Annotated in this window: 21 protein-coding genes; 15 read left to right on the plus strand and 6 right to left on the minus strand. The window is 70.0% G+C overall.

Going from position 1 to position 20,136, the window contains the following annotated elements:
- The 3 genes from ABZ887_RS47910 to ABZ887_RS47920 all read left to right on the plus strand — a co-directional run.
- Positions 1-344 (plus strand): DUF4339 domain-containing protein (locus ABZ887_RS47910; RefSeq protein ID WP_361305437.1); only part of this gene is annotated, 344 nt, incomplete at its 5' end.
- A gap of 15 nt (positions 345-359) precedes the next feature.
- Positions 360-1,442 carry a hypothetical protein gene (locus tag ABZ887_RS47915; protein ID WP_361305439.1) on the plus strand — a complete coding sequence of 361 codons (1,083 nt, stop codon included), beginning with the start codon at positions 360-362 and terminating at the stop codon, positions 1,440-1,442.
- Between the two features lie 100 nt (positions 1,443-1,542).
- Complete coding sequence (locus ABZ887_RS47920; protein ID WP_361305441.1) at positions 1,543-1,941, plus strand: hypothetical protein; 399 nt, start codon at positions 1,543-1,545, stop codon at positions 1,939-1,941.
- Here ABZ887_RS47920 and ABZ887_RS47925 read toward each other — a convergent pair.
- Positions 1,901-2,104 (minus strand): DUF397 domain-containing protein, encoded by a 204-nt coding sequence (locus ABZ887_RS47925; RefSeq protein ID WP_361305443.1) that lies wholly within the window; start codon positions 2,102-2,104, stop codon positions 1,901-1,903. The genes ABZ887_RS47920 and ABZ887_RS47925 overlap by 41 nt on opposite strands.
- 9 nt (positions 2,105-2,113) lie before the next feature.
- Complete coding sequence (locus ABZ887_RS47930) at positions 2,114-2,956, minus strand: helix-turn-helix transcriptional regulator (RefSeq protein WP_361305445.1); 843 nt, start codon at positions 2,954-2,956, stop codon at positions 2,114-2,116.
- A gap of 192 nt (positions 2,957-3,148) precedes the next feature.
- On the opposite strand from ABZ887_RS47930, the gene ABZ887_RS47935 reads away from it, so the two are divergent.
- Positions 3,149-3,547: an ATP-binding protein gene (locus ABZ887_RS47935; protein WP_361305447.1), complete on the plus strand. Its 399-nt coding sequence runs from the start codon at positions 3,149-3,151 to the stop codon at positions 3,545-3,547.
- 81 nt (positions 3,548-3,628) lie between these two features.
- Positions 3,629-4,510, plus strand: coding sequence for an alpha/beta hydrolase (locus tag ABZ887_RS47940; protein ID WP_361305449.1), 882 nt, complete (start codon positions 3,629-3,631; stop codon positions 4,508-4,510).
- A gap of 44 nt (positions 4,511-4,554) precedes the next feature.
- On the opposite strand, the gene ABZ887_RS47945 is transcribed toward ABZ887_RS47940, so the two are convergent.
- A complete protein-coding gene (locus ABZ887_RS47945) occupies positions 4,555-5,211 on the minus strand; it encodes a class I SAM-dependent methyltransferase (protein ID WP_361305451.1) in 657 nt (218 codons plus the stop codon).
- A 260-nt stretch (positions 5,212-5,471) separates the two neighbouring features.
- On the opposite strand from ABZ887_RS47945, the gene ABZ887_RS47950 reads away from it, so the two are divergent.
- From ABZ887_RS47950 to ABZ887_RS47990, 9 genes are all read left to right on the plus strand, one after another.
- Positions 5,472-6,689, plus strand: coding sequence for a M20 family metallopeptidase (locus tag ABZ887_RS47950; protein ID WP_361305453.1), 1,218 nt, complete (start codon positions 5,472-5,474; stop codon positions 6,687-6,689).
- Between the two features lie 345 nt (positions 6,690-7,034).
- Positions 7,035-8,066, plus strand: coding sequence for a BMP family ABC transporter substrate-binding protein (locus ABZ887_RS47955; protein ID WP_361305455.1), 1,032 nt, complete (start codon positions 7,035-7,037; stop codon positions 8,064-8,066).
- A 244-nt stretch (positions 8,067-8,310) separates the two neighbouring features.
- Positions 8,311-9,360 (plus strand): BMP family ABC transporter substrate-binding protein, encoded by a 1,050-nt coding sequence (locus tag ABZ887_RS47960; protein WP_361305457.1) that lies wholly within the window; start codon positions 8,311-8,313, stop codon positions 9,358-9,360.
- Positions 9,361-9,689: 329 nt separating this feature from the next.
- Entirely contained in the window at positions 9,690-11,399 is a 1,710-nt protein-coding gene (locus ABZ887_RS47965; RefSeq protein WP_361305504.1) for an ABC transporter ATP-binding protein, read from the plus strand.
- Complete coding sequence (locus tag ABZ887_RS47970) at positions 11,396-12,517, plus strand: ABC transporter permease (RefSeq protein ID WP_361305459.1); 1,122 nt, start codon at positions 11,396-11,398, stop codon at positions 12,515-12,517. Before ABZ887_RS47965 ends, ABZ887_RS47970 begins: the two co-directional genes overlap by 4 nt.
- Positions 12,517-13,779 (plus strand): ABC transporter permease, encoded by a 1,263-nt coding sequence (locus ABZ887_RS47975; protein WP_361305461.1) that lies wholly within the window; start codon positions 12,517-12,519, stop codon positions 13,777-13,779. The genes ABZ887_RS47970 and ABZ887_RS47975 overlap by 1 nt, the downstream gene beginning before the upstream one ends.
- Positions 13,776-14,177: a cytidine deaminase gene (locus ABZ887_RS47980; protein WP_361305463.1), complete on the plus strand. Its 402-nt coding sequence runs from the start codon at positions 13,776-13,778 to the stop codon at positions 14,175-14,177. The genes ABZ887_RS47975 and ABZ887_RS47980 overlap by 4 nt, the downstream gene beginning before the upstream one ends.
- A 74-nt stretch (positions 14,178-14,251) precedes the next feature.
- Complete coding sequence (locus ABZ887_RS47985) at positions 14,252-15,529, plus strand: thymidine phosphorylase (RefSeq protein ID WP_361305506.1); 1,278 nt, start codon at positions 14,252-14,254, stop codon at positions 15,527-15,529.
- A 118-nt stretch (positions 15,530-15,647) separates the two neighbouring features.
- Positions 15,648-16,232: a Uma2 family endonuclease gene (locus ABZ887_RS47990; RefSeq protein WP_361305465.1), complete on the plus strand. Its 585-nt coding sequence runs from the start codon at positions 15,648-15,650 to the stop codon at positions 16,230-16,232.
- An 8-nt stretch (positions 16,233-16,240) separates the two neighbouring features.
- On the opposite strand, the gene ABZ887_RS47995 is transcribed toward ABZ887_RS47990, so the two are convergent.
- Positions 16,241-17,161, minus strand: a complete 921-nt coding sequence (locus ABZ887_RS47995) for an AEC family transporter (protein ID WP_361305467.1) — start codon at positions 17,159-17,161, stop codon at positions 16,241-16,243.
- A gap of 277 nt (positions 17,162-17,438) precedes the next feature.
- Between ABZ887_RS47995 and ABZ887_RS48000 the strand changes: the two genes are divergently transcribed.
- Positions 17,439-17,720 carry an STAS domain-containing protein gene (locus ABZ887_RS48000; protein WP_361305508.1) on the plus strand — a complete coding sequence of 94 codons (282 nt, stop codon included), beginning with the start codon at positions 17,439-17,441 and terminating at the stop codon, positions 17,718-17,720.
- On the opposite strand, the gene ABZ887_RS48005 is transcribed toward ABZ887_RS48000, so the two are convergent.
- Positions 17,604-18,617 carry a sigma-70 family RNA polymerase sigma factor gene (locus ABZ887_RS48005; protein WP_361305469.1) on the minus strand — a complete coding sequence of 338 codons (1,014 nt, stop codon included), beginning with the start codon at positions 18,615-18,617 and terminating at the stop codon, positions 17,604-17,606. The genes ABZ887_RS48000 and ABZ887_RS48005 overlap by 117 nt on opposite strands.
- A 211-nt stretch (positions 18,618-18,828) precedes the next feature.
- Positions 18,829-20,097: an MFS transporter gene (locus ABZ887_RS48010; RefSeq protein WP_361305470.1), complete on the minus strand. Its 1,269-nt coding sequence runs from the start codon at positions 20,095-20,097 to the stop codon at positions 18,829-18,831.
- Positions 20,098-20,136: the final 39 nt, after the last annotated feature.

Raw genomic sequence — 20,136 nt, forward strand, 5'->3', positions numbered from 1 at the left:
CGTACAGCACAAGAGTGACAGCAGTGAGTCAACGGCGGCCGGGTACGGGATGGCCACAGATTGAATGGAGTTTCCCAAGCCCGCTCACTGTTGCCCCCGCCCCCGCTCCCTCCGACGTCCCGCCGCCGCTGCCCACCGCGCCGCGCTGGTTCATCGCGGTCGGCGGACAGCAGCAGGGCCCGTACGACGAGAGCGCGCTGGCCGGGCAGGTGGCGGCCGGCAACCTCACCCGGACCACGCTGGTCTGGCGCAGCGGGCAGGCCGCCTGGCAGCCCGCGGACCAGGTCCCCGAGCTCACTTCGCTGCTCGCCGACGTCCCGCCGCCGCTGCCCCCGCAGGGCTGAGATCGGAGAAGTGAGTTGACGGATCAGGACGTCGTGCCGGCGCCCGACCGGGCGTTCCGGTGCGAGGCGTGCGGCGGGGTCAGCGAGTACGCGCCAGGGACGTACGCGCTGCGCTGCCCGTACTGCAGGCACGAGCAGGACATCACGCCGGTACCGCGGCAGGTGACCGAACACCCGGTCGAGGAGCTGGCCGCGCTGCCCCGCCGGGCATCCGCACCGGACCGGGTGAAGGTGTACACCTGCCCCGGCTGCCACGCGGTGACCGAGAGCGACACGCTCAGCGACAAGTGCCAGTTCTGTGCCACCCCGCTGGTCTCGGACGCCTCCGGTACCGAGCGGGTGGTGCCCGAGGCGGTACTGCCCTTCGGCGTGGGCCGTGAGCAGGCCCGCGAGGCGCTCGCGAAGTGGACGACCTCCCGCTGGTTCGCGCCCGACGAGCTGAAGAAGGTCACCGAGGCGGAGACCTTCCGGGGCAGCTACCTGCCGCACTGGACGTACGACGCGCAGACCACCACCGGGTACACGGGCGAACGCGGCGAGCACTACTGGGTCGAGGAGGAGGACTCCCAGGGCCACAAGCGGCAGGTGCGGAAGACCCGCTGGCATCACACGTCCGGGACGGTCGGCCGGTTCTTCGACGACGTGCTGGTGCCCGGCAGCGGCCAGGTGCCCGTGCAGGAACTGGACAAGCTGACCCCCTGGCCGCTGGAGGAGACGGTCCCCTACCAGGAGGAGTACCTGGCGGGCTTCCGCACCGTCCGTTACGACGTCGAGCCGGAGGCCGGCCTGGAGGCGGCGAAGGCGCGGATGGCACCGGTGATCCGCGCCGACTGCCTGCGGGACATCGGCGGCGACGAGCAGCGGGTGCACTCGATGTCCACGTCCTACAGCGGCCTCACCTACAAGCTGGTACTGCTGCCCGTCTGGTTCCTGACCTACCTCCACGCCGGCAAGGCATGGCCGGTGATGGTCAACGCCCGCACCGGCGAGGTCATCGGCGAACGGCCGTACAGCGCACTGAAGATCACCCTGGCGTCGGCGGCCGCCGCGCTCCTGATCGCCCTGGTGGTGCTGCTCGTGATGATGGTGCGCAACTGAGGACTGGATGATCTGGTCCTTCGGCGTGTCGTCGGTCGGCGCATAGAGTGCGTTCTCGTCTCCGCAGGCGCCCCTTGGACCACAGCACCAGGAGGAACCGGTGTCATACCCGCAAGCGCTCACCCCCGAGGAGAAGCTCGCCGCCGCGAAGAAGCTGTTGAGCCTCCCGCGTATCGTCGTGATCTGCGGCTCCACCCGCTTCATGACCGAGATGAACGAGGCCGATCTGCGGGAGACCAAAGCCGGAAGGATTGTCGTCAAGCCGGGCTGTGACATGAAGTCACCGCACGAACTCCGGTCCGATCCTGTCGAGGCCGAGGCGCTGAAGGTTCGACTCGACGATCTGCACCGGGCGAAGATCCGGCTCGCTGACGAGGTGCTCGTAGTCGGCGACTACATCGGAGACAGCACCCGAGCCGAAATCGCCTACGCCCGGTCGCTGGGCAAGCCCGTGCGGTTCACGCACCCCGAAGTCGACCCTGGTGCGGTACGACCTTGAGGGCTTCGACGAAGGGCGCGAAGGCCGCGGGCGGGAAGGTGAGGGTGCCGGCGGTGGGGTCCTTGGAGTCGCGGACGGCTATGCGGGTGGGGGAGTTCGCTATTTCTACGCAGGAGTCGCCGTCGCCGGGTCCCGAGTAGGACGACTTCCGCCAGGTGTCCATGGGGGTGCCTCACAGCTCTTTCGCCAGCTTGTGGATGAAGTCGCGTGAGCGCTCCGGGTCGAGCGACGCGGCTTCCACCTTATGAAAAAGCGTTCGAAAGGCGCCCAGCTGGGCCTTGGAGTCGATGAAGACGGCGCCGTGCGGGCCGTCGCGCACGACCGTGTCCAGCTTGGGTACGGAGCCGCCCGCGTACGTCATGGCGCTCGCGGCGCCGGTGAACCCCTCCAGACGGAAGGGGATGACACGGACGGTGACGTGTTCCGCTTCCGATGACGCGATGACATGCGCGAGTTGAGTCCGTGAGGTGCTGCGGTCGCTGACCATGATGCGCAGCGCGGCCTCGTGGATGACTGCCTCGTACGGGGTGTGCGCCAGGGTCGCCGCCCGGCGCATCCGGTGACGAACGCGCAACTCCACTTCCTCGGCGGGGAGTTCCGGAACCCGATCGGAGAAGACGGCGCGTGCGTACTCCGCCGTCTGAAGCGGGCCAGGGATGAACAGGAACTGGACCTCCCACAGGAACGTGGCGTTGTGTTCGAGCTCGGCGAGGTTGAGGAACGGCGTCGGCAGCAGTTCCCGGTACTCCTCCCACCAGCCCTTGGTGCGGTCGGTGGCCATGGACACCAATGCGTCGATCAACTCGGCGTCCGCGCAGGAGTAGTTCGCGGCGAGACGCCGTAGCCGCTTCTCGCTCACGCCCGCGATGCCGGACTCGATCTGGCTGATCACCGGAGCGGTGACCCCGAGCAGAGCTGCTGCCTCCCGTGCCGTGAGGCCTGCCGCGTCCCGGAGCCTGCGCAGCTCGACCGCCAGTCGCAACTGGCGCCCCGTCGGCTCGCTCCTCAGTGCCATCGACTGCCCTCTCCAAAGCGCTTGAGCGCGTGGCTCGTTCGGGGTCACTTTACGGGAGGGGCTTGCAAGGCATAAACAATTAGCCCTACCGTCAGTGATGTAACGGACACGCTGCGGAAGTGCACCGCACCGTTCTCGTGCGGCGATGCCACCTGCGTGAAATCCCCTTCACCTGACCGGAGTTGATGACGTATGCCCGAGACCTGGGACTACACGCTCTACGTTCCCAACGACCTGAGAGCGGTGACGATCTCCCGCCGCACCCTGCGCCTGATCCTGACCATGCACGGTCTCATCGGTCTGGTGGACACGGCGGAACTCCTCGCCGCCGAGCTGGTCTCCAATGCCGTGCGGCACACGAAGGGGCCGGCCGCGCTGAGGGTGCGGCGCTCCCCGGAGGGCGTCGTGTGGATCGGGGCGTGGGACGCGGATCCCGTGCCTCCGGAGCCGCCGGGGGTGGTGGCGGGGCTCGAAGAGGCGGGGCGGGGGTTGGGGCTGGTGGTGGCGTGTGCGGACGGCTGGGGCTGGCAGCCGTCGGCTCGGTTCGGGGAGCGGGGCAAGTTCGTGTGGTGCGAGTTGGGGGTGGCGTGACCGGGAGTGATCGCAGGGAGGGGGGCCGGGCCCGGTCGGTAATTCGGGTGCGTCGGGTGGTGGGGCTGGGAGGATCCGGGTATGCCGATCGTCGACGTATCGCCCGGAGTGTCCATCGCCCACGACAGCTTCGGCGACCCCTCCGACCCTCCCGTGCTGCTCGTGATGGGGTTCGGTGCCCAGATGATCGCCTGGCACGAGGACTTCTGCCGGGCGCTGGCGGGGCGTGGTCGTCATGTGATCCGTTACGACAACCGTGACTGTGGGCTCTCCAGCAAGTTCGACGACCGTCCCGTCGACGTCGGCCGGTTCATCGCCGCCGTGAGTTCGGGGGACATTCCCGCCGCCGTCGCGATGGTGCCGTACGGGCTGCGGGACATGGCCGACGACGGGCTGGGCCTGCTCGCCGCGCTCGGGATCGAGCGGGCGCACGTGGTCGGGGCGTCGATGGGCGGGATGATCGCCCAGATGATGGCCGTCACCCGGCCGGAGCGGGTGCTGACGCTGACGTCGATGATGTCCTCGACCGGGGAGAGCGAGTACGGCCGGCCCACCCCCGAGGCCCAGTCGGTGCTGTTCGGCCCCAAGCCGGCGGACCGCGAGGGGTATGTCGCGGCGGCGGAGCGGGAGCTGGTCTGGGCGTCCAGGCGCTACGGCGACCCCGCGGTGCTGCGGGAGCTGGCCGCCCGCAGCTACGACCGGGCCTACTACCCCGCCGGGACCGGGCGTCAGCTCGGCGCGATGATCCTCGGCGGCTCCCGCGCGGAGGCGCTCCGCGAGCTCCGGGTGCCGACCCTGGTGATCCACGGCCTGGACGACACCCTGATCGGCGTCGACGGCGGCCGACGCACCGCCGACCTGGTGCCCGGCGCCGACCTCCTCCTCGTCCCCGACATGGGACACGACCGCCCGCGCGAGCTCTGGCCCGAGATCATCGACGCCCTGGTGGCCCACACCGGCTGAACGGGGTCGCAGGTGGCCCCTGGGCGGCCCCCGGGTCCGTACGTTCAGCCCGGCTTGCGGGCCAGGACGAACGCCCGGGGCCACTTCTCCGACTCCACCGGCTCCCGGATCAGGGTCGCCGCCACCTCCAGGCCCGCCTTGGCGAGCATGTCGCCGACCGCGTACGCGGGGCGCCAGTAGTAGCGCAGGTCGATCTCGTGGCCGAAGCGCTCGGTGAGGTGGAGCCCGGGTGACTCACCCTTCTGGAAGGACAGCAGGACGTGGCCGCCGGGGACCAGGGCGCGGTGGAAGCCGGCGAAGGTCGCCGGGAGGTGGTCGTCCGGGACGTGGATGATCGAGTAGAGGGCGAGGATGCCGCCGAGGGTCTCGTCGGGCAGCTCCAGGGACGTCATGGAGCCCCGGTGGAAGCGCACGGCGGGGTGGGCCTCGCGGGCCAGGCCGACCATGGCGGGGGAGAGGTCGATGCCGAAGGCGGGGACTCCCAGGTCGTTGAGGTGGGCCGTGATGTCGCCGGGGCCGCTGCCCAGGTCGGCCACCGGAGCGGTGCTGTTCGCCTTCACCAGCGTGGCGAAGGCGGCGATCATCGACATGTCCACCGGCCGTTCGGGGAGGCCGGGGTAGGCGGCGGAGTAGTCCTTGGCGATCGTGTCGTAGGACGTACGGGTGGTCTGTATGAAGTCGGGTGTCTCCGGGTCCGTCACGGTCGCGCACGCTACCGGGCGGGCGTGGCCCGCGTGGACAAGTCCCGGTTGCGGCTCGGTCCCGTTTCGGTGGGTGGACAGGAGCGGCGTGATCGTCGCCGCGCGTGGTATGCGTGGAAGAGGAAACATAGGTGTTACCCAGCCACGTCCGAGGTCATGCGTCCGCGGTCAGATTTTCTTCCCCTAACGGGCTGAACTTTTGTTGATCTCGGGTCAGTTGACCCTTCGGGCGTCCTACCCTTCAGAGGGTGAACCAATTGATGTCCACAGAGACCGAGGCCGACCTTCCCGGGGATGTGCTCCCCGGCGTGCTCAGCGAGGAACTGCACGCCGAACTCGTCGCCTTCCGCCGCGACCTGCACATGCATCCCGAGCTAGGAAACCAGGAGTTCCGCACCACAGCCGCCATCAAGGAACGGCTGGAGAAGGCCGGTCTCCGGCCGCGCGTCCTCCCGGCGGGGACCGGGCTCATCTGTGACATCGGACCGGTCGGGGACGGGCTTCCGGTGCTCGCCCTGCGCGCCGACATCGACGCCCTGCCCATCCCGGACATGAAGGCCGAGTGCGCGTACCGGTCCACCGTGCCGGACCGGGCGCACGCCTGTGGGCATGACGTGCATACGACAGTGGTGCTGGGCGCCGGACTGGTTCTCGCCGACCTGCACGCGAAGGGGCAGCTGCCGCGACCCGTACGGCTGCTCTTCCAGCCCGCCGAGGAGGTGCTGCCCGGCGGTGCCGCCGACGCCATCGAGGCCGGGGTGCTGGACGGGGTGGGGCGGATCATCGCCGTGCACTGCGACCCCCGGGTGGACGTGGGGCGGATCGGGCTGAGGACCGGTGCCATCACCAGCGCCTGCGACCGGATCGAGGTGTCCCTGGACGGGCCCGGCGGGCACACCGCACGCCCGCACCTGACGACCGACCTGGTCACCGCCGCCGCCCGGGTCGCCGTCGACGTGCCGGCGATCATCGGCCGCCGGGTGGACAGCCGGAGCGGGCTCGCCGTGACCTGGGGCCGGATCGAGTGCGGGCACGCGCCCAACGTGATCCCCCAGCACGCCGAGCTGTCCGGGACCGTGCGCTGCCTGGACCTGGAGGCCTGGCGGACGGCGCCCGACGTCGTGCACGCGGCGATCGACGAGGTCGCGACCCTGCACCGGGCCAAGTCCGAGATCAACTACGTGCGCGGGGTGCCGCCGGTCGTCAACGACCCGGTGATCACCGAGCTGCTGCGGGACGCGATGACCGCCCGGCGCGGCACCGAGTCCATCGAGACCACCGAGCAGAGCCTCGGCGGCGAGGACTTCTCCTGGTACCTGGAGCACGTGCCGGGCGCGCTGGCGCGGCTCGGGGTGCGCACGCCGGGCGAGCGGACCGTGCGCGATCTGCACCAGGGCCACTTCGACGCCGACGAGCGGGCCATCACCGTCGGGGTGGAGCTGTTCACGGCCGCCGCCCTGATCGACGCGACCATGTAGTCACAGCGGCGGTAGTCGTATCAGACGGCGGGAGAAACGGTCAGCTTCCCCGCAAGTCGCGCAAGTCCCCCAGGGGACGAAGAGGTGCCCGGTCGGTACCTCTTCGCCCTCTTGTGTCACCCCGCCGTAACCGTTGGCCCCCGCTTGTAACCCGGAGTCGGCACGGTTCGATAACGGCCCGGAGAAACCCCGTTCCCCTCCGCTTCTACGCGCGTTACTGTGCGCCGAAATCGCCACCGAGGGTGGACGGTTGGGGAAGCGGGCCGGTGACGGTGCCGTGGGGACGAAGGGGTACGTGCTGTGCGTCATATCTCGGGTCGGAGGACACGGTTCTCCACGGCAGCGGTGACCGTCGCGGTCCTTGCCCTCGCCGCCGCCGGATGCGGTAAGTCCAGCTCGGACAGTGGTGCGACCAGCACCAACTCGTCCGGCAAGTACAACGGCAAGGGCATCGGCCTCGCCTACGACATCGGCGGCAAGGGCGACCAGTCCTTCAACGACGCCGCCTACGCCGGCTTCCAGAAGGCCGAGAAGGAGTTCGGCATCAGCGGCCGGGACATCGAGCCGCAGGACGGCGAGTCCGACGCCGACAAGGTGCAGCGCCTCGACACGCTCGCCAAGGCCGGCTACAACCCGATCATCGGGGTCGGCTACTCCTACGCGCCCGCCGTCAAGGAGGTCGCGGCCAAGTACCCGAAGATCACCTTCGGCATCATCGACGACAACGAGGTGACGGCCTCCAACGTCGTCGACATGGTCTTCGCGGCGGAGCAGTCCTCGTACCTCGCGGGCGTGGCCGCGGCGTCCGCCACCAAGAAGGACCACATCGGCTTCATCGGCGGCGTCGACATCCCGCTCATCCACACCTTCGAGGCGGGCTTCGACCAGGGCGCCAAGTCGGTCAACCCGAAGATCAAGATCGAGTCGCAGTACCTGACCCAGACGGCCCAGGAGGGCGGCTTCTCCAGCCCCGACAAGGGCAAGGCCGCCGCGCAGGGCCAGATCGACGCCGGTGCCGACGTCATCTACCACGCGGCCGGTCTCTCGGGCCAGGGCGTGATCGAGGCCGCCTCCACCGCCAAGGTGTGGGCGATCGGCGTCGACTCCGACCAGTACAGCCAGAGCGCGCTCGCCAAGTACAAGGACTACATCCTCGGCTCCGCCCTGAAGAACGTCGGCGGCGCGGTCTACGACCTCGTGAAGTCCGTCCACGAGGGCAAGCCGGAGAGCGGTGTCGTCAACGGCACCCTCAAGACCGGCGGCGTCGGCTTCGCGGACACCAACCCGAAGTACAAGGCGATGACCGAGGTCGTCGCGGCCGTCGACAAGGCCAAGCAGGACATCATCGACGGCAAGGTCACCGTCAACACGAAGTAATGCGACATATATAAGTCGCCGGGTGAGCGGCCGTACCCACGAGTACGGCTGCCCGACCGTCGTTGCAGTTCCCGCGCCCCTTGCCTCCCGCAAGGGGCGCGCTGCTGTCCGTAGCCTTGGCAGTGACTGTGGCCACAGCTAGATAACGGACCGGACATTGGGGGTTTTCCGTCTGGTCTACGCGCGTTACGCTGCCGCGGAACCAGCGCCTGGTTTGGGCGCTTGCACGAAGGAGTCTCGTTCCATGCGCCGGGTGTCCCGAATCGCCGTTGCGGGCGTTGCAACCGCAGCCCTTGCCGTCACCGTTTCCGCGTGCGGCAGCTCGTCCAGCTCGTCCACCGGCAAGACCGGCGCGTCCAAGGGTGTCGGTCTCGCGTACGACGTCGGCGGCAAGGGCGACCAGTCCTTCAACGACGCCGCCTACGCCGGCTTCCAGAAGGCCGACAAGGAGTTCGGCGTCACCGGCCGGGACATCGAGCCCCAGGACGGCGAGTCGGACGCGGACAAGGTCCAGCGGCTGGAGACCCTGGCCAAGGCCGGCTACAACCCGGTGATCGGTGTCGGCTTCGCCTACGCGCCCGCCGTCAAGGAGGCCGCCGCGAAGTTCCCGAAGGTCACCTTCGGCATCATCGACGACAACCAGGACCAGTCGAGCAACGTCGCGGACATGGTCTTCCACGAGGAGCAGTCCTCGTACCTGGCCGGCGTCACCGCCGCGCTGACCACCAAGTCGAACACCGTCGGCTTCATCGGCGGCGTGGACGTCCCGCTGATCCACAAGTTCGAGGCGGGCTTCGAGCAGGGCGTCAAGGACACCAAGAAGAACGTCAAGGTCAAGGCCCAGTACCTGACCCAGACCGCCCAGGAGGGCGGCTTCTCCAGCCCCGACAAGGGCGAGGCCGCCGCCGAGGGTCAGATCGGCGCTGGCGCCGACGTGGTCTACGCCGCCGCCGGCCTCTCCGGCCAGGGCGTCATCAAGGCCGCCGCCGCGCACAAGGTGTGGGCGATCGGCGTCGACTCCGACCAGTACAGCCAGGCCGCGCTGTCGAAGTACAAGGACTACATCCTGACCTCGGCCCTCAAGAACGTCGAGGGCGCGGTGTACGACCTCGCCAAGTCCGTCATCAAGGACAAGAAGCCGCTGTCCGGCGACATCCGCGGCTCCCTGACCAACGGTGGCGTCGGCCTGGCCGACTCCAACCCGGTCTTCAAGAACAACGCCACCCTGCAGGCCGCGCTCAAGAAGGCCGAGGCCGGCATCAAGGACGGCTCCATCACGGTCAAGACCTCCTGACCCAGGGGTTGCATGACCTTGTCCTAGGCATGGTCAAAGAGACGCTGTAATGGCAGCGTTACGGCCACGGAACGGGGTGCGGGAAGGATGTTCTTCCCGCGCCCCCTGCCATGATCCGGGGACCCGGTCGGGGCCCTGGCGCGGATCCGAGCGTTCGGTCAGGAAGCTCGGGTACGGGTCCGGTGGATCAGCGGCAGGGGCAACCCCCGTTCGCGCGGCAGAATGCTCGGAACGGATCGAGAGTCGAAAAAGCTCGGTCAGGTCCGGGCACTATTTAAAGCAGGGGCGCTACGCGCGTAGAGCGACCCCTTTCTCTAGGAGAGTGCGCCATCGACGCGTCCAGCAGCCCTCCGCTCACCGCAGAGACGACAGCCGCGGTCGAGCTGGCGGGGATCACCAAGCGATTCCCGGGTGTCGTAGCCAACCACGACATCCACCTGTCCGTCCGCAAGGGCACCGTGCATGCCCTGGTCGGCGAGAACGGTGCCGGCAAGTCGACCCTGATGAAGATCCTCTACGGCATGCAGAAGCCGGACGAGGGCACCATCGCGGTCGACGGCGAGCAGGTCTCCTTCTCGTCCCCGGCCGACGCCATCGCGCGCGGCATCGGCATGGTCCACCAGCACTTCATGCTGGCGGACAACCTGACGGTCCTCGAGAACGTCGTGCTCGGCAGCGAGAAGCTGTACGGCATCGGCGGCAACGCCCGGAAGAAGATCAAGGAGATCTCCGACCGCTACGGCCTCGGCATCCGCCCGGACGTCCTGGTCGAGGACCTCGGCGTCGCCGACCGGCAGCGCGTGGAGATCCTCAAGGTCCTCTTCCGCGGCGCCAAGACCCTGATCCTGGACGAGCCCACCGCCGTCCTCGTCCCGCAGGAGGTCGACGCGCTCTTCGACAACCTGCGCGAGCTGAAGTCCGAGGGCCTCTCGGTCATCTTCATCTCCCACAAGCTCGGCGAGGTGCTGTCCGTCGCCGACGACATCACCGTCATCCGCCGCGGTACGACCGTCGGGACCGCGATCCCCTCCGAGACCACCCCGCGCCAGCTCGCCGAGCTGATGGTCGGCAGCGAGCTGCCCACCCCGGAGACCGCCGAGTCCACGGTCACCGACAAGCCCGTGGTCACCGTCAAGAACCTCACCGTCTACGCCGGCGGCGGCATCGCCTCCCTCGGCGAGGTCGGCGCGCAGCCCGAGACCGCGACGGTCGGCTCGTCCGGTGCCGCGCCGGGCGCCGACGTGCTCACCGAGGCCACCACCCCCGGCGCCGCCAAGCGCGTCCTCGACGACGTCTCCTTCACCATCCACGCCGGTGAGGTCATGGGCATCGCCGGGGTCGAGGGCAACGGCCAGACCGAGCTGATCGACGCGCTGATCGGCACCAAGCACGCCGACTCCGGCGCGATCGAGTTCCTCGGCGAGGACATCACCGGCTGGCAGACCCGCAGGCGCCGCGAGTCCGGCGTCGGCTACATCCCCGAGGACCGGCACCGCCAGGGCCTGCTCCTGGAGTCCCCGCTCTGGGAGAACCGCATCCTCGGCCACGTCACCGAGAAGCCCAACGCGAAGGGCTTCTGGCTGGACATCAAGGGGGCCCAGGCGGACACCCGCCGGATCGTCGAGGAGTTCGACGTCCGCACCCCCGGCATCGACGTCACCGCCGCCTCCCTCTCCGGCGGCAACCAGCAGAAGCTGATCGTCGGCCGCGAGATGAGCCACAGCCCCAAGTTCCTGATCGCCGCCCACCCCACCCGCGGTGTGGACGTCGGCGCCCAGGCGCAGATCTGGGACCGCATCCGGGACGCCCGCCGCGAGGGCCTCGCCGTGCTGCTGATCTCCGCCGACCTGGACGAGCTGATCGGCCTGTCGGACACCCTGCGCGTGATCTACGACGGAAAGCTGGTCGCGGACGCCGACCCGGCCACCATCACCCCGGAGGAGCTGGGCTCCGCCATGACGGGTGCCGCGTCCGGCCACCTGGAACACGTGGAAACCACCACCGACGACGACGCCGGTCCGGAGGACGAGGCCCGATGAAGAAGTTCGACAAGGAGCGGGTGCTCCTCGCGGTGGCCGGTCCGGTCATCGCGCTCGTCCTGGCGATCGCCCTGACCTCGATCGTCCTGCTGGCCTCGAACCGCAACCCGTTCGAGCCGTACGTGCTGATGCTCCAGCAGCTGCCGTACTCGGACATCCAGGTCCTGATCATCAACCAGGCGGCGATGTACTACATCGCGGCCATCGCGGTCGCCCTCGGCTTCCGGATGAACCTGTTCAACATCGGCGTCGACGGGCAGTACCGCCTCGCCGCCGTGATGACGGCCGTGGTCGGCGCCAACGTGGGCCTGCCCGCCTTCCTGCAGATCCCGATGCTGCTCCTGGTCGCCATGCTCACCGGCGCCTTCTGGGCCGGCATCGCGGGCGTCCTCAAGGTCACCCGGGGCGTCAGCGAGGTCGTCGCCACGATCATGCTGAACGCCATCGCCACCAGCGTCATCGGATACATCACCCTCTCCAACGTGTGGGGCGTCCAGGTCGGCAACAACATGACGACCGGCGTGATGAAGAAGTCCGGCTGGTTCCCCGGCATCAACCTCGGCTCCGACGTCGGCGAGATCTACGGCATGGTCTTCGTCGCCATCGCCCTCGGCATCGGCTACTGGGTCGTCCTCAACCGCACCCGGTTCGGCTTCGACCTGCGCGCCACCGGAGCCTCCGAGTCCGCCGCGGCCGCCTCCGGCGTCGACGCCAAGCGCATGGTCCTGGTCTCCATGCTGATCTCCGGCGCCGTCTCCGGCCTCGCGGGCCTCCCGCTGCTGCTCGGCGACTCCCACACCTACAGCCTCGACTTCCCGGCCGGCCTCGGCTTCACCGCCATCGGCATCGCGCTGCTCGGCCGCAACAACCCCGGCGGCATCGCCTTCGCCGCCCTGCTGTGGGCCTTCCTCGACAAGGCCTCGCCCGCCCTCGACTACGCGACCCCGGTGGCGTACGAGAAGGAGATCGCCACGATCATGCAGGGCCTGATCGTCTTCTCCGTCGTCATCTCCTACGAAGCCGTACGGCAGTGGGGTCTGCGCCGCCAGCAGCGCCAGGTCGGCGCGGAGCTCGCCGCGGCCGCCGCCAAGAACACCAAGAAGGAGGTGGCGGCCTGATGTCCACCGCGACCATCGCCAAGCCGCAGGCGAAGCAGCCCGGCAAGGGCGGCCGCCGAATGTCGCTCCCGGTACTCCTGCTGGTCATCGCCGGCGTACTGGTCCTCACCTCGGCCGTGCGCCTGATCACCGGCGCCGACGGCATCACCTCGACCGGCCAGATGTCCACCGCGCTGCGCCTCGCCGTGCCGATCGGCCTCGCCGGTCTCGGCGGTCTGTGGGCCGAGCGCGCGGGCGTCGTCAACATCGGCCTCGAAGGCATGATGATCCTCGGCACCTGGTTCGGCGCCTGGGCCGGCTACCAGTGGGGCCCCTGGGTCGGCGTCGTCTTCGGCATCCTCGGCGGTGCGCTCGGCGCCCTGCTGCACGCCGTCGCCACCGTCACCTTCAACGTCAACCACATCGTCTCCGGTGTGGCCCTGAACATCCTCGCCCTGGGCGCCACCCGCTACCTCTCCAAGTTCACCTTCGAGAACGCCGAGGGCGGCTCCTCCAAGCAGTCCCCGCCGATCGACTCACTCGGCACGTTCAGCGTCCCCGGCCTGTCCGACTGGCTGGACACGCTCAACCAGAAGCACTGGTTCTTCGTCTCCGACATCGCGGGCCTGGTCGGCGGTCTGCTGACCGACCTGTCCCCGCTGACGGTGATCGCCGTCGCCCTCGTCCCGATCACGTGGTGGGTCCTGTGGCGCACCGCCTTCGGCCTGCGCCTGCGCTCCTGCGGCGAGAACCCGGTGGCGGCCGAGTCCCTCGGCGTCAACGTCTACAAGTACAAGTACATCGCGGTGATCATCAGCGGTGGCTTCGCGGGCCTGGGCGGCGCCTTCCTCTCCATCGTCGCCTCCAACGTGTACCTCGACGGCCAGACCGCCGGCCGCGGTTACATCGGTCTCGCCGCGATGATCTTCGGTAACTGGATGCCGGGCGGCCTCGCCCTCGGCGCCGGCCTGTTCGGCTACACCGACAGCCTCAACCTGCGCGGCGGCACGGTGAACGTCCACGCGCTGATCCTGCTGCTCGCGATCCTGCTGGTGTTCGGCGCCGCCTACCTGGCCTGGCGCAAGAAGTACGTCCCGGCCGTCATCACGATCGTCATCTCGGTCCTGATGTTCATCTGGTACGCCACCACCAACGAGGTCCCGCGCCAGCTCGTGACCGCGACCCCGTACCTCGTCACCCTCCTCGTCCTCTCGCTGTCCGCGCAGTCCCTGCGGATGCCGAAGGCGGACGGCCTGCCGTACCGGAAGGGACAGGGCAAGTGACCACCGCGGCCGGCTTCGACTGGGAGGCCCTGCGCGCGGAGGCCCGCGAGGCCATGTCCCACGCGTACGCCCCCTACTCCGGCTTCCCGGTCGGGGTCGCGGCCCTGGTGGACGACGGCCGCACGGTCTCCGGCTGCAACGTGGAGAACGCGTCGTACGGCCTCGGCCTGTGCGCCGAGTGCGGACTGGTCTCCGAGCTCCAGCGCACGGGCGGCGGCCGCCTCACGCACTTCACCTGCGTGGACGGTACGGGCGGGCTCCTGGTCCCCTGCGGCCGCTGCCGCCAGCTGCTCTACGAGTTCGGCGGCCCGGACCTCCTCCTGGACACCCCGGAGGGCGTCCTGCCCCTCTCCGAGATGCTGCCCCAGGCCTTCGGCCCGGCCCATCTCACCAAGTAACTCCCGTACGGCCCCTTCCGGTTGGGAGGGGCCGTACGCATCGCACATCTTTCGAAGGGAACGCCATGGCCACCATGGACGCCATCTCCGTCATCCGCACCAAGCGGGACCGCGGTGAACTCAGCGACCAGCAGATCGACTGGGTCATCGACGCGTACACGCGAGGCGAGGTCGCCGACGAACAGATGTCGTCGCTCGCGATGGCCATCCTCCTCAACGGCATGAACCGCCGCGAGATCGCCCGCTGGACCGCCGCGATGATCGCGTCCGGCGAGCGCATGGACTTCTCCTCCCTGTCCCGCCCGACCGCCGACAAGCACTCCACGGGTGGCGTCGGCGACAAGATCACCCTGCCGCTGGCCCCCCTCGTCGCCGCCTGCGGCGCGGCCGTCCCCCAGCTCTCCGGCCGCGGCCTCGGCCACACCGGCGGCACCCTGGACAAGCTGGAGTCGATCCCCGGCTGGCGTGCCCTGCTCTCCAACGAGGAGATGCTGTCGGTGCTCGACACCACCGGCGCGGTGATCTGCGCGGCGGGCGACGGCCTGGCTCCCGCCGACAAGAAGCTGTACGCGCTCCGCGACGTCACCGGCACGGTCGAGGCGATCCCGTTGATCGCCTCCTCGATCATGTCGAAGAAGATCGCCGAGGGCACCGGCTCCCTGGTCCTGGACGTGAAGGTGGGCACGGGCGCCTTCATGAAGACGCTGGCCGATGCCCGCGAACTGGCCTCGACCATGGTGGGCCTCGGCACCGACCACGGCGTGAAGACGGTCGCCCTCCTCACGGACATGTCCACCCCCCTCGGCCTCACGGCGGGCAACGCCCTGGAGGTCCGCGAGTCGGTGGAGGTCCTCGCGGGCGGCGGCCCCGCGGACGTCGTCGAGCTGACCATCGCCCTGGCCCGCGAGATGCTCGACGCGGCCGGCGTCCGCGACGCCGACCCGGCGAAGGCCCTGGCGGACGGCTCGGCGATGGACGTCTGGCGCCGGATGATCGCGGCCCAGGGCGGCGACCCGGACGCGGTGCTCCCGGTGGCGAAGGAACAGCACGTGATCAAGGCGCCCTCGTCCGGCGTCCTGACCCGCCTCGACGCCTACGGCATCGGCGTCGCCGCCTGGCGCCTGGGCGCCGGCCGCGCCCGCAAGGAGGACCCGGTACAGGCGGGCGCGGGCGTCGAACTGCACGCCAAGCCCGGCGACCCGGTCACCGCCGGCCAGCCCCTCCTCACCCTCCACACGGACACCCCGGAGCGCTTCGAGTACGCGCTCCAAGCGGTCGAGGGCTCGTACGACATCGGGGCGGCGGGCACCGAGTTCACGGCATCGCCCGTTGTGCTGGAACGTATCGCCTGACCAGGGCCCGCGGCCGGAGGTCGCTGGTGACACGGCTCGATCGGGTGAACGGGATCGGTGGACCTGCGCCGGTCCCGTTCGGCATGCTGGGATCGGTGACGCACCGAAGGAGACCGCCGTGAGCGCACTCACCGTCCGCCAGGACCCCGACCAGAACTGGGACGACCTCGTCCGGTACTGGGAGGAGATGGAATGGCCCGAGGGCAGCAAGGTGGAGATCATCGAGGGGATCATCACCGTGTCACCTGCTCCCGCCTCCCGCCACAACGTGATCGCGGCCCGCGTCCAGCGCCGCCTCTACAGCGTGGTTCCCGACGACTTGGAGATCTTCCAGACACTGGCCATCGCGGTGCCGTCGCGTCTGGGCATGCTCATTCCGGACCTGGTGGTGGCACCCGTCCAGGACTGTGTGGAGGCGGAATCCCACATCCCGGCCGCACTCGCCGAACTCGTCGTCGAGGTCACCTCCAAGTCCAACGCCCGGCACGACCGCGTCAGCAAGCCCGCCGCCTACGCCACCGCAGGCATCCCGCTGTACCTTCTGATCGACCGTTGGGCCCCCGGCGGCCCCACCGCGACGCTCTACGGCGAGCCGAAGGGTGAGGTCTACCGGATGCTCAGCGCCGTCAAGTTCGGCGACCCCATCAAGCTGCCGGAGCCGTTCGACCTCACGATCGACACCGCTGAGTTCCCCGCCGACTGACCGGCGCGTCACCCCAGCAGCGCCGCCACGACCACCAGCACCGGTACCGCCAGCACCGTCGACAGCAGGATCGAGTCGCGGGCCAGTTCCTCGCCGACGCGGTAGGTGCTGGCGTAGGTGTAGAGGTTCTGGGCGGCCGGGAGCGCCGAGGTCACCGTCACGTCGAGCAGGGGTGCCCCGTGCAGGTCGAAGACGGCCGAGGCCAGGGCCCAGGCGGCGAGCGGCTGGCCCACCGACTTCAGGGCGACGGACAGGAACACCGGGTGCCGGTCGCGGCCCCGGCCCGGCGGGGTGCTGCCGCGCAGGGAGATGCCGAAGGCCAGGAGCACGGCCGGGACGGACATGTTGCCGATCAGGGTCAGGGGGTCCATGACCGGGCCGGGGACATGGATGCCGAGCCCCGAGACCGCGACGCCGGTGAGGGAGCCGACGGCTATCGGGTTGCGGAGCGGTGTGAGCAGGCGGCGCCACCAGGGGCCCTTCTCGCCCATGCCCGCCAGGTCGAGGATCGTCAGGGCGACCGGGGTGAGGACCACCACCTGGAAGAGCAGCACCGGGGCCACCAGGGACGCGTCGCCCAGCACGTACACCGCGATCGGGATGCCGAGGTTGCCCGAGTTGACGTAGCTGGAGCACAGCGCGCCGATGGTGGTGCGGCCGACACCCCAGTGCCGTACGACGCCCACCGCCACGAACGTGCCCGCCGCCGCTGCCGTGCTCAGCGCCGTCACCAGGAGGCGGCCGGAGAAGATCACCGCCAGGTCGGCCTTGGCGAGCAGGGTGAAGAGGAGCGCGGGGGAGGCGACGTGGAAGGCGAGCTTGGTGAGGACCTCGCGGCCGTTCGCCCCCAGGTGGCCGCCGCGGCCCAGGCCGTAGCCGACGGCGATGACGATCGCGATGACCGCGAAACCGCTCAGCACCCCCTGCACGGGACCCCCTCGGCGGGTGCCGGGTGGCCGACGGGCGACGGGGGCGATGGCGGTGCGTGGCGCATACACCAACCCTCCGGGTCGGTCAGGTGCAGGTCAACGTTGCGATCCTTGTGATCGACGTGATCTGCGCGACCCTCTGCCGATGAGCCGCGGCCCCCAGCGATGAGTCGGGGTGCCGCCGGGGGTCTACCGCCTCGTGGATGCCGTGCCCCCCGCCGTGCTTGTGCTGTCGGGCCCCGTCACCAGGGACGAGGTGCCGGGGCTCTGTGACGACGTGCGCGACCTGCTGGCGGTCACCGGCGCCGGGGTGGTCGTCTGCGACGTGGGCGGTCTCGGCCCCGGACCGCCGGACCTGGCGGCCGTCGACCTGCTGGCCCGGCTGGAGCTGGCGGCCCGCAGGGCAGGCGGACGGATACGGCTCCGCGACCCCGGCCCCGCCCTACGCTCCCTCCTCCGTCTCGTCGGCCTCGGCCTCCAGGTGGAGGGGGAGATCGAAGAGCGGGAACCAGCGCTTGGTGTCGAGGAAGAAGTGGAACCCGGTCAGCCGGCCGTCTGAGATCTCCAGGACCTGCACGGACCAGGGGCTCCAGCCCCCGGTGTCCGGGTCGGGCTTGTACTGGGCGAACCCGGGCAGGCCGTTGACCTGGACCGGGAACAGCCGCGAGCCCTCGCAGGCGGAGCCGATGGTGGTCATGAAGCCGGTGATGTCGTCGTGGCCGGTGAGCCACAGGTCGAACGGCGGCATCGTCATGATGGCGTCCTCGTGGAGGAGTGCCGTCAGCGCCGTCATGTCGTAGCCCTCGAAGGCGGCGACATAGCGCTCCAGGAGCTTCTGCTGCTCCTCGTCGAGCGGGTCGGAGACCTCGGCGGCGGCGCCCGACTGCCGCTGCTCGGCCAGAGTGGCCCGGGCCCGCTGCAACGCGCTGTTGACCGACGCGACCGTGGTGCCGAGCAGCTCGGCCACCTCGGTCGCCTTCCAGGCCAGCACCTCGCGCAGGATCAGCACCACCCGCTGCTTGGGCGGCAGCTGCTGGAGCGCGGCCATGAAGGCGAGCCGGATCGACTCCTTGGCCACGGCCGCCTCCGCCGGGTCGTCCACCGTCGGCAGCACACGCGCGTCCGGCACCGGCTCCAGCCAGGTGTTGTCGGCCCGCGGGGAGAGCGCCGCCTGGGCGAGCGGCGTCGACTCGCTCAGGTCCATCGGCCGGGCCCGCTTGTTGCCCGCGCTGAGCATGTCCAGGCACACGTTCGTCGCGATCCGGTACAGCCACGACCGGAGACTGGAGCGGCCCTCGAACTTCTCGTAGCTCCGCCAGGCCCGCACCAGGGTGTCCTGCACCGCGTCCTCGGCCTCGAAGGACGAGCCGAGCATCCGGTAGCAGTACCCGGTCAGCTCGGTCCGGTACTTGTCCAGTGCGAGGTCCAGCTCCGCCGTCGCCGTGCCGTCGGTCATCTTCCGTCCACCCACCCCTGTGGCCGTTCCTGTTCGCGCGCCGTTGCGCTCCAGCACTTCGGAAGCTACCGCAGCCCACTGACAACGGCGCCCGGAGTGCGGAAACGTGCAGGTGAGACGGGGTTCGCCCAAGGGGGTGGGGTGCGCGGTGGGGTGGCGGGTGCGGCGGTGTCGTGGCTTGTCGCGCAGTTCCCCGCGCCCCTAAAAGAATTCAGTGAGCGTTGGCCAATACCTGGCGGCGCGCCGCCACCGAGCCCAGGACCGTGATCGTCACCACGCCCGCGATCGCCAGCAGGCCCACGCTCACCGTGCCCGCCCAGCCCCCCGCGTGGAACGCCATCGCGCCCACCGTGCTGCCCGCGCTGGAGCCGATGTAGTAGGCGGACTGGTAGAGGGCGGAGGCCTGGGCCCTGCCGTGGGTGGCTGTCTTGCTGACCGCGGAGGAGGCCACCGCGTGGCCCGCGAAGAAGCCCGCGGTGATCAGGACGAGGCCCAGCAGGACCAGGGGGAGCGAGTCGGCCAGGGAGAGGAGGAGGCCGGCGGCCGTCGTGCCGCCGCCCAGGTACAGGGCCCCTCGGCGGCCCAAGCGGCCGACCAGGCGGCCCGCCGTGGACGCGGACACCGTACCCACCAGGTACACCAGGAAGATCGAGCCGATGATGCCCTGGGGGAGCGAGAAGGGCTCCTCGGTCAGGCGGTAGCCGATCACCGTGTAGACGCCGCCGAAGACGGTCATGAACAGCGCGCCGATCGCGTACAGGCGGCGCAGCAGCGGGTCGGCCAGGTGGTCGCGGACCGTGCCGAGCAGCCGGCGCGGGTGCAGCGAGCCCGCCTTGAAGTGCCGAGGGGCGGGGAGGAGGAGCCGGAAGGCGATCGCGCAGCCGACGGCGATCAACCCGATCACGCCCACGGCGACCCGCCAGCCCCACTCCTGTGCGACCCAGCCGGTGATGACCCGGCCGCTCATCCCGCCGACGCTGTTGCCCGCGACGAACAGGCCGATGGCCGTGACCAGCGCCTTCGGGCGGACCTCCTCGGCCAGGTACGCCGTCGCGGAGGCCGGCAGACCGGCCAGCGCCGCGCCCTGGACGCCACGGAGCACCACCAGCACGCCCAGGGAGGGCGCGAAGGGCACCAGCAGTCCGACGGTCACCGCCACCGCCAGCGAGGCCGTCATGACCGTACGACGCCCGAAGCGCTCGGAGAGGGCGCTCATCGGGAGGACGAACAGTGCCAGGCCGCCGGTCGCCGCCGCCACCGTCCAGCTCGCGTCGCTCGCGGACACGCCGTAGCCGTCCGAGATCAGCGGGAGCAGGGCCTGCGTGGAGTAGAGGAGGGCGAAGGTCGCGACACCCGCGAGGAAGAGCGCGAAGCTCATCCGGCGGTAGCCGGGACCGCCCGGGGTCAGGCGGGAGTCGGAGGCGGGGAGGGACGGGACGGCGTCCACGGTGATGGACGCCCCGGTACTGGCGGGAGACATGCTTCGAACGTACGGACCGCCACGCTGATCCGTCCAATG

This window comes from Streptomyces sp. NPDC047061, assembly GCF_040643955.1.
Classification (GTDB): Bacteria; Actinomycetota; Actinomycetes; order Streptomycetales; family Streptomycetaceae; genus Streptomyces.

Coding starts and splice junctions, on each gene's coding strand:
- ABZ887_RS47925 (WP_361305443.1), bottom strand. CDS start 2,104: ATGGACACCTGGCGGAAGTCGTCCTACTCGGGACCCGGCGACGGCGAC.
- ABZ887_RS47935 (WP_361305447.1), top strand. CDS start 3,149: ATGCCCGAGACCTGGGACTACACGCTCTACGTTCCCAACGACCTGAGA.
- ABZ887_RS47950 (WP_361305453.1), top strand. CDS start 5,472: ATGTCCACAGAGACCGAGGCCGACCTTCCCGGGGATGTGCTCCCCGGC.
- ABZ887_RS48005 (WP_361305469.1), bottom strand. CDS start 18,617: ATGACCGACGGCACGGCGACGGCGGAGCTGGACCTCGCACTGGACAAG.
- ABZ887_RS47985 (WP_361305506.1), top strand. CDS start 14,252: ATGGACGCCATCTCCGTCATCCGCACCAAGCGGGACCGCGGTGAACTC.
- ABZ887_RS47970 (WP_361305459.1), top strand. CDS start 11,396: ATGAAGAAGTTCGACAAGGAGCGGGTGCTCCTCGCGGTGGCCGGTCCG.
- ABZ887_RS48010 (WP_361305470.1), bottom strand. CDS start 20,097: ATGTCTCCCGCCAGTACCGGGGCGTCCATCACCGTGGACGCCGTCCCG.
- ABZ887_RS47975 (WP_361305461.1), top strand. CDS start 12,517: ATGTCCACCGCGACCATCGCCAAGCCGCAGGCGAAGCAGCCCGGCAAG.
- ABZ887_RS47960 (WP_361305457.1), top strand. CDS start 8,311: ATGCGCCGGGTGTCCCGAATCGCCGTTGCGGGCGTTGCAACCGCAGCC.
- ABZ887_RS47940 (WP_361305449.1), top strand. CDS start 3,629: ATGCCGATCGTCGACGTATCGCCCGGAGTGTCCATCGCCCACGACAGC.
- ABZ887_RS47930 (WP_361305445.1), bottom strand. CDS start 2,956: ATGGCACTGAGGAGCGAGCCGACGGGGCGCCAGTTGCGACTGGCGGTC.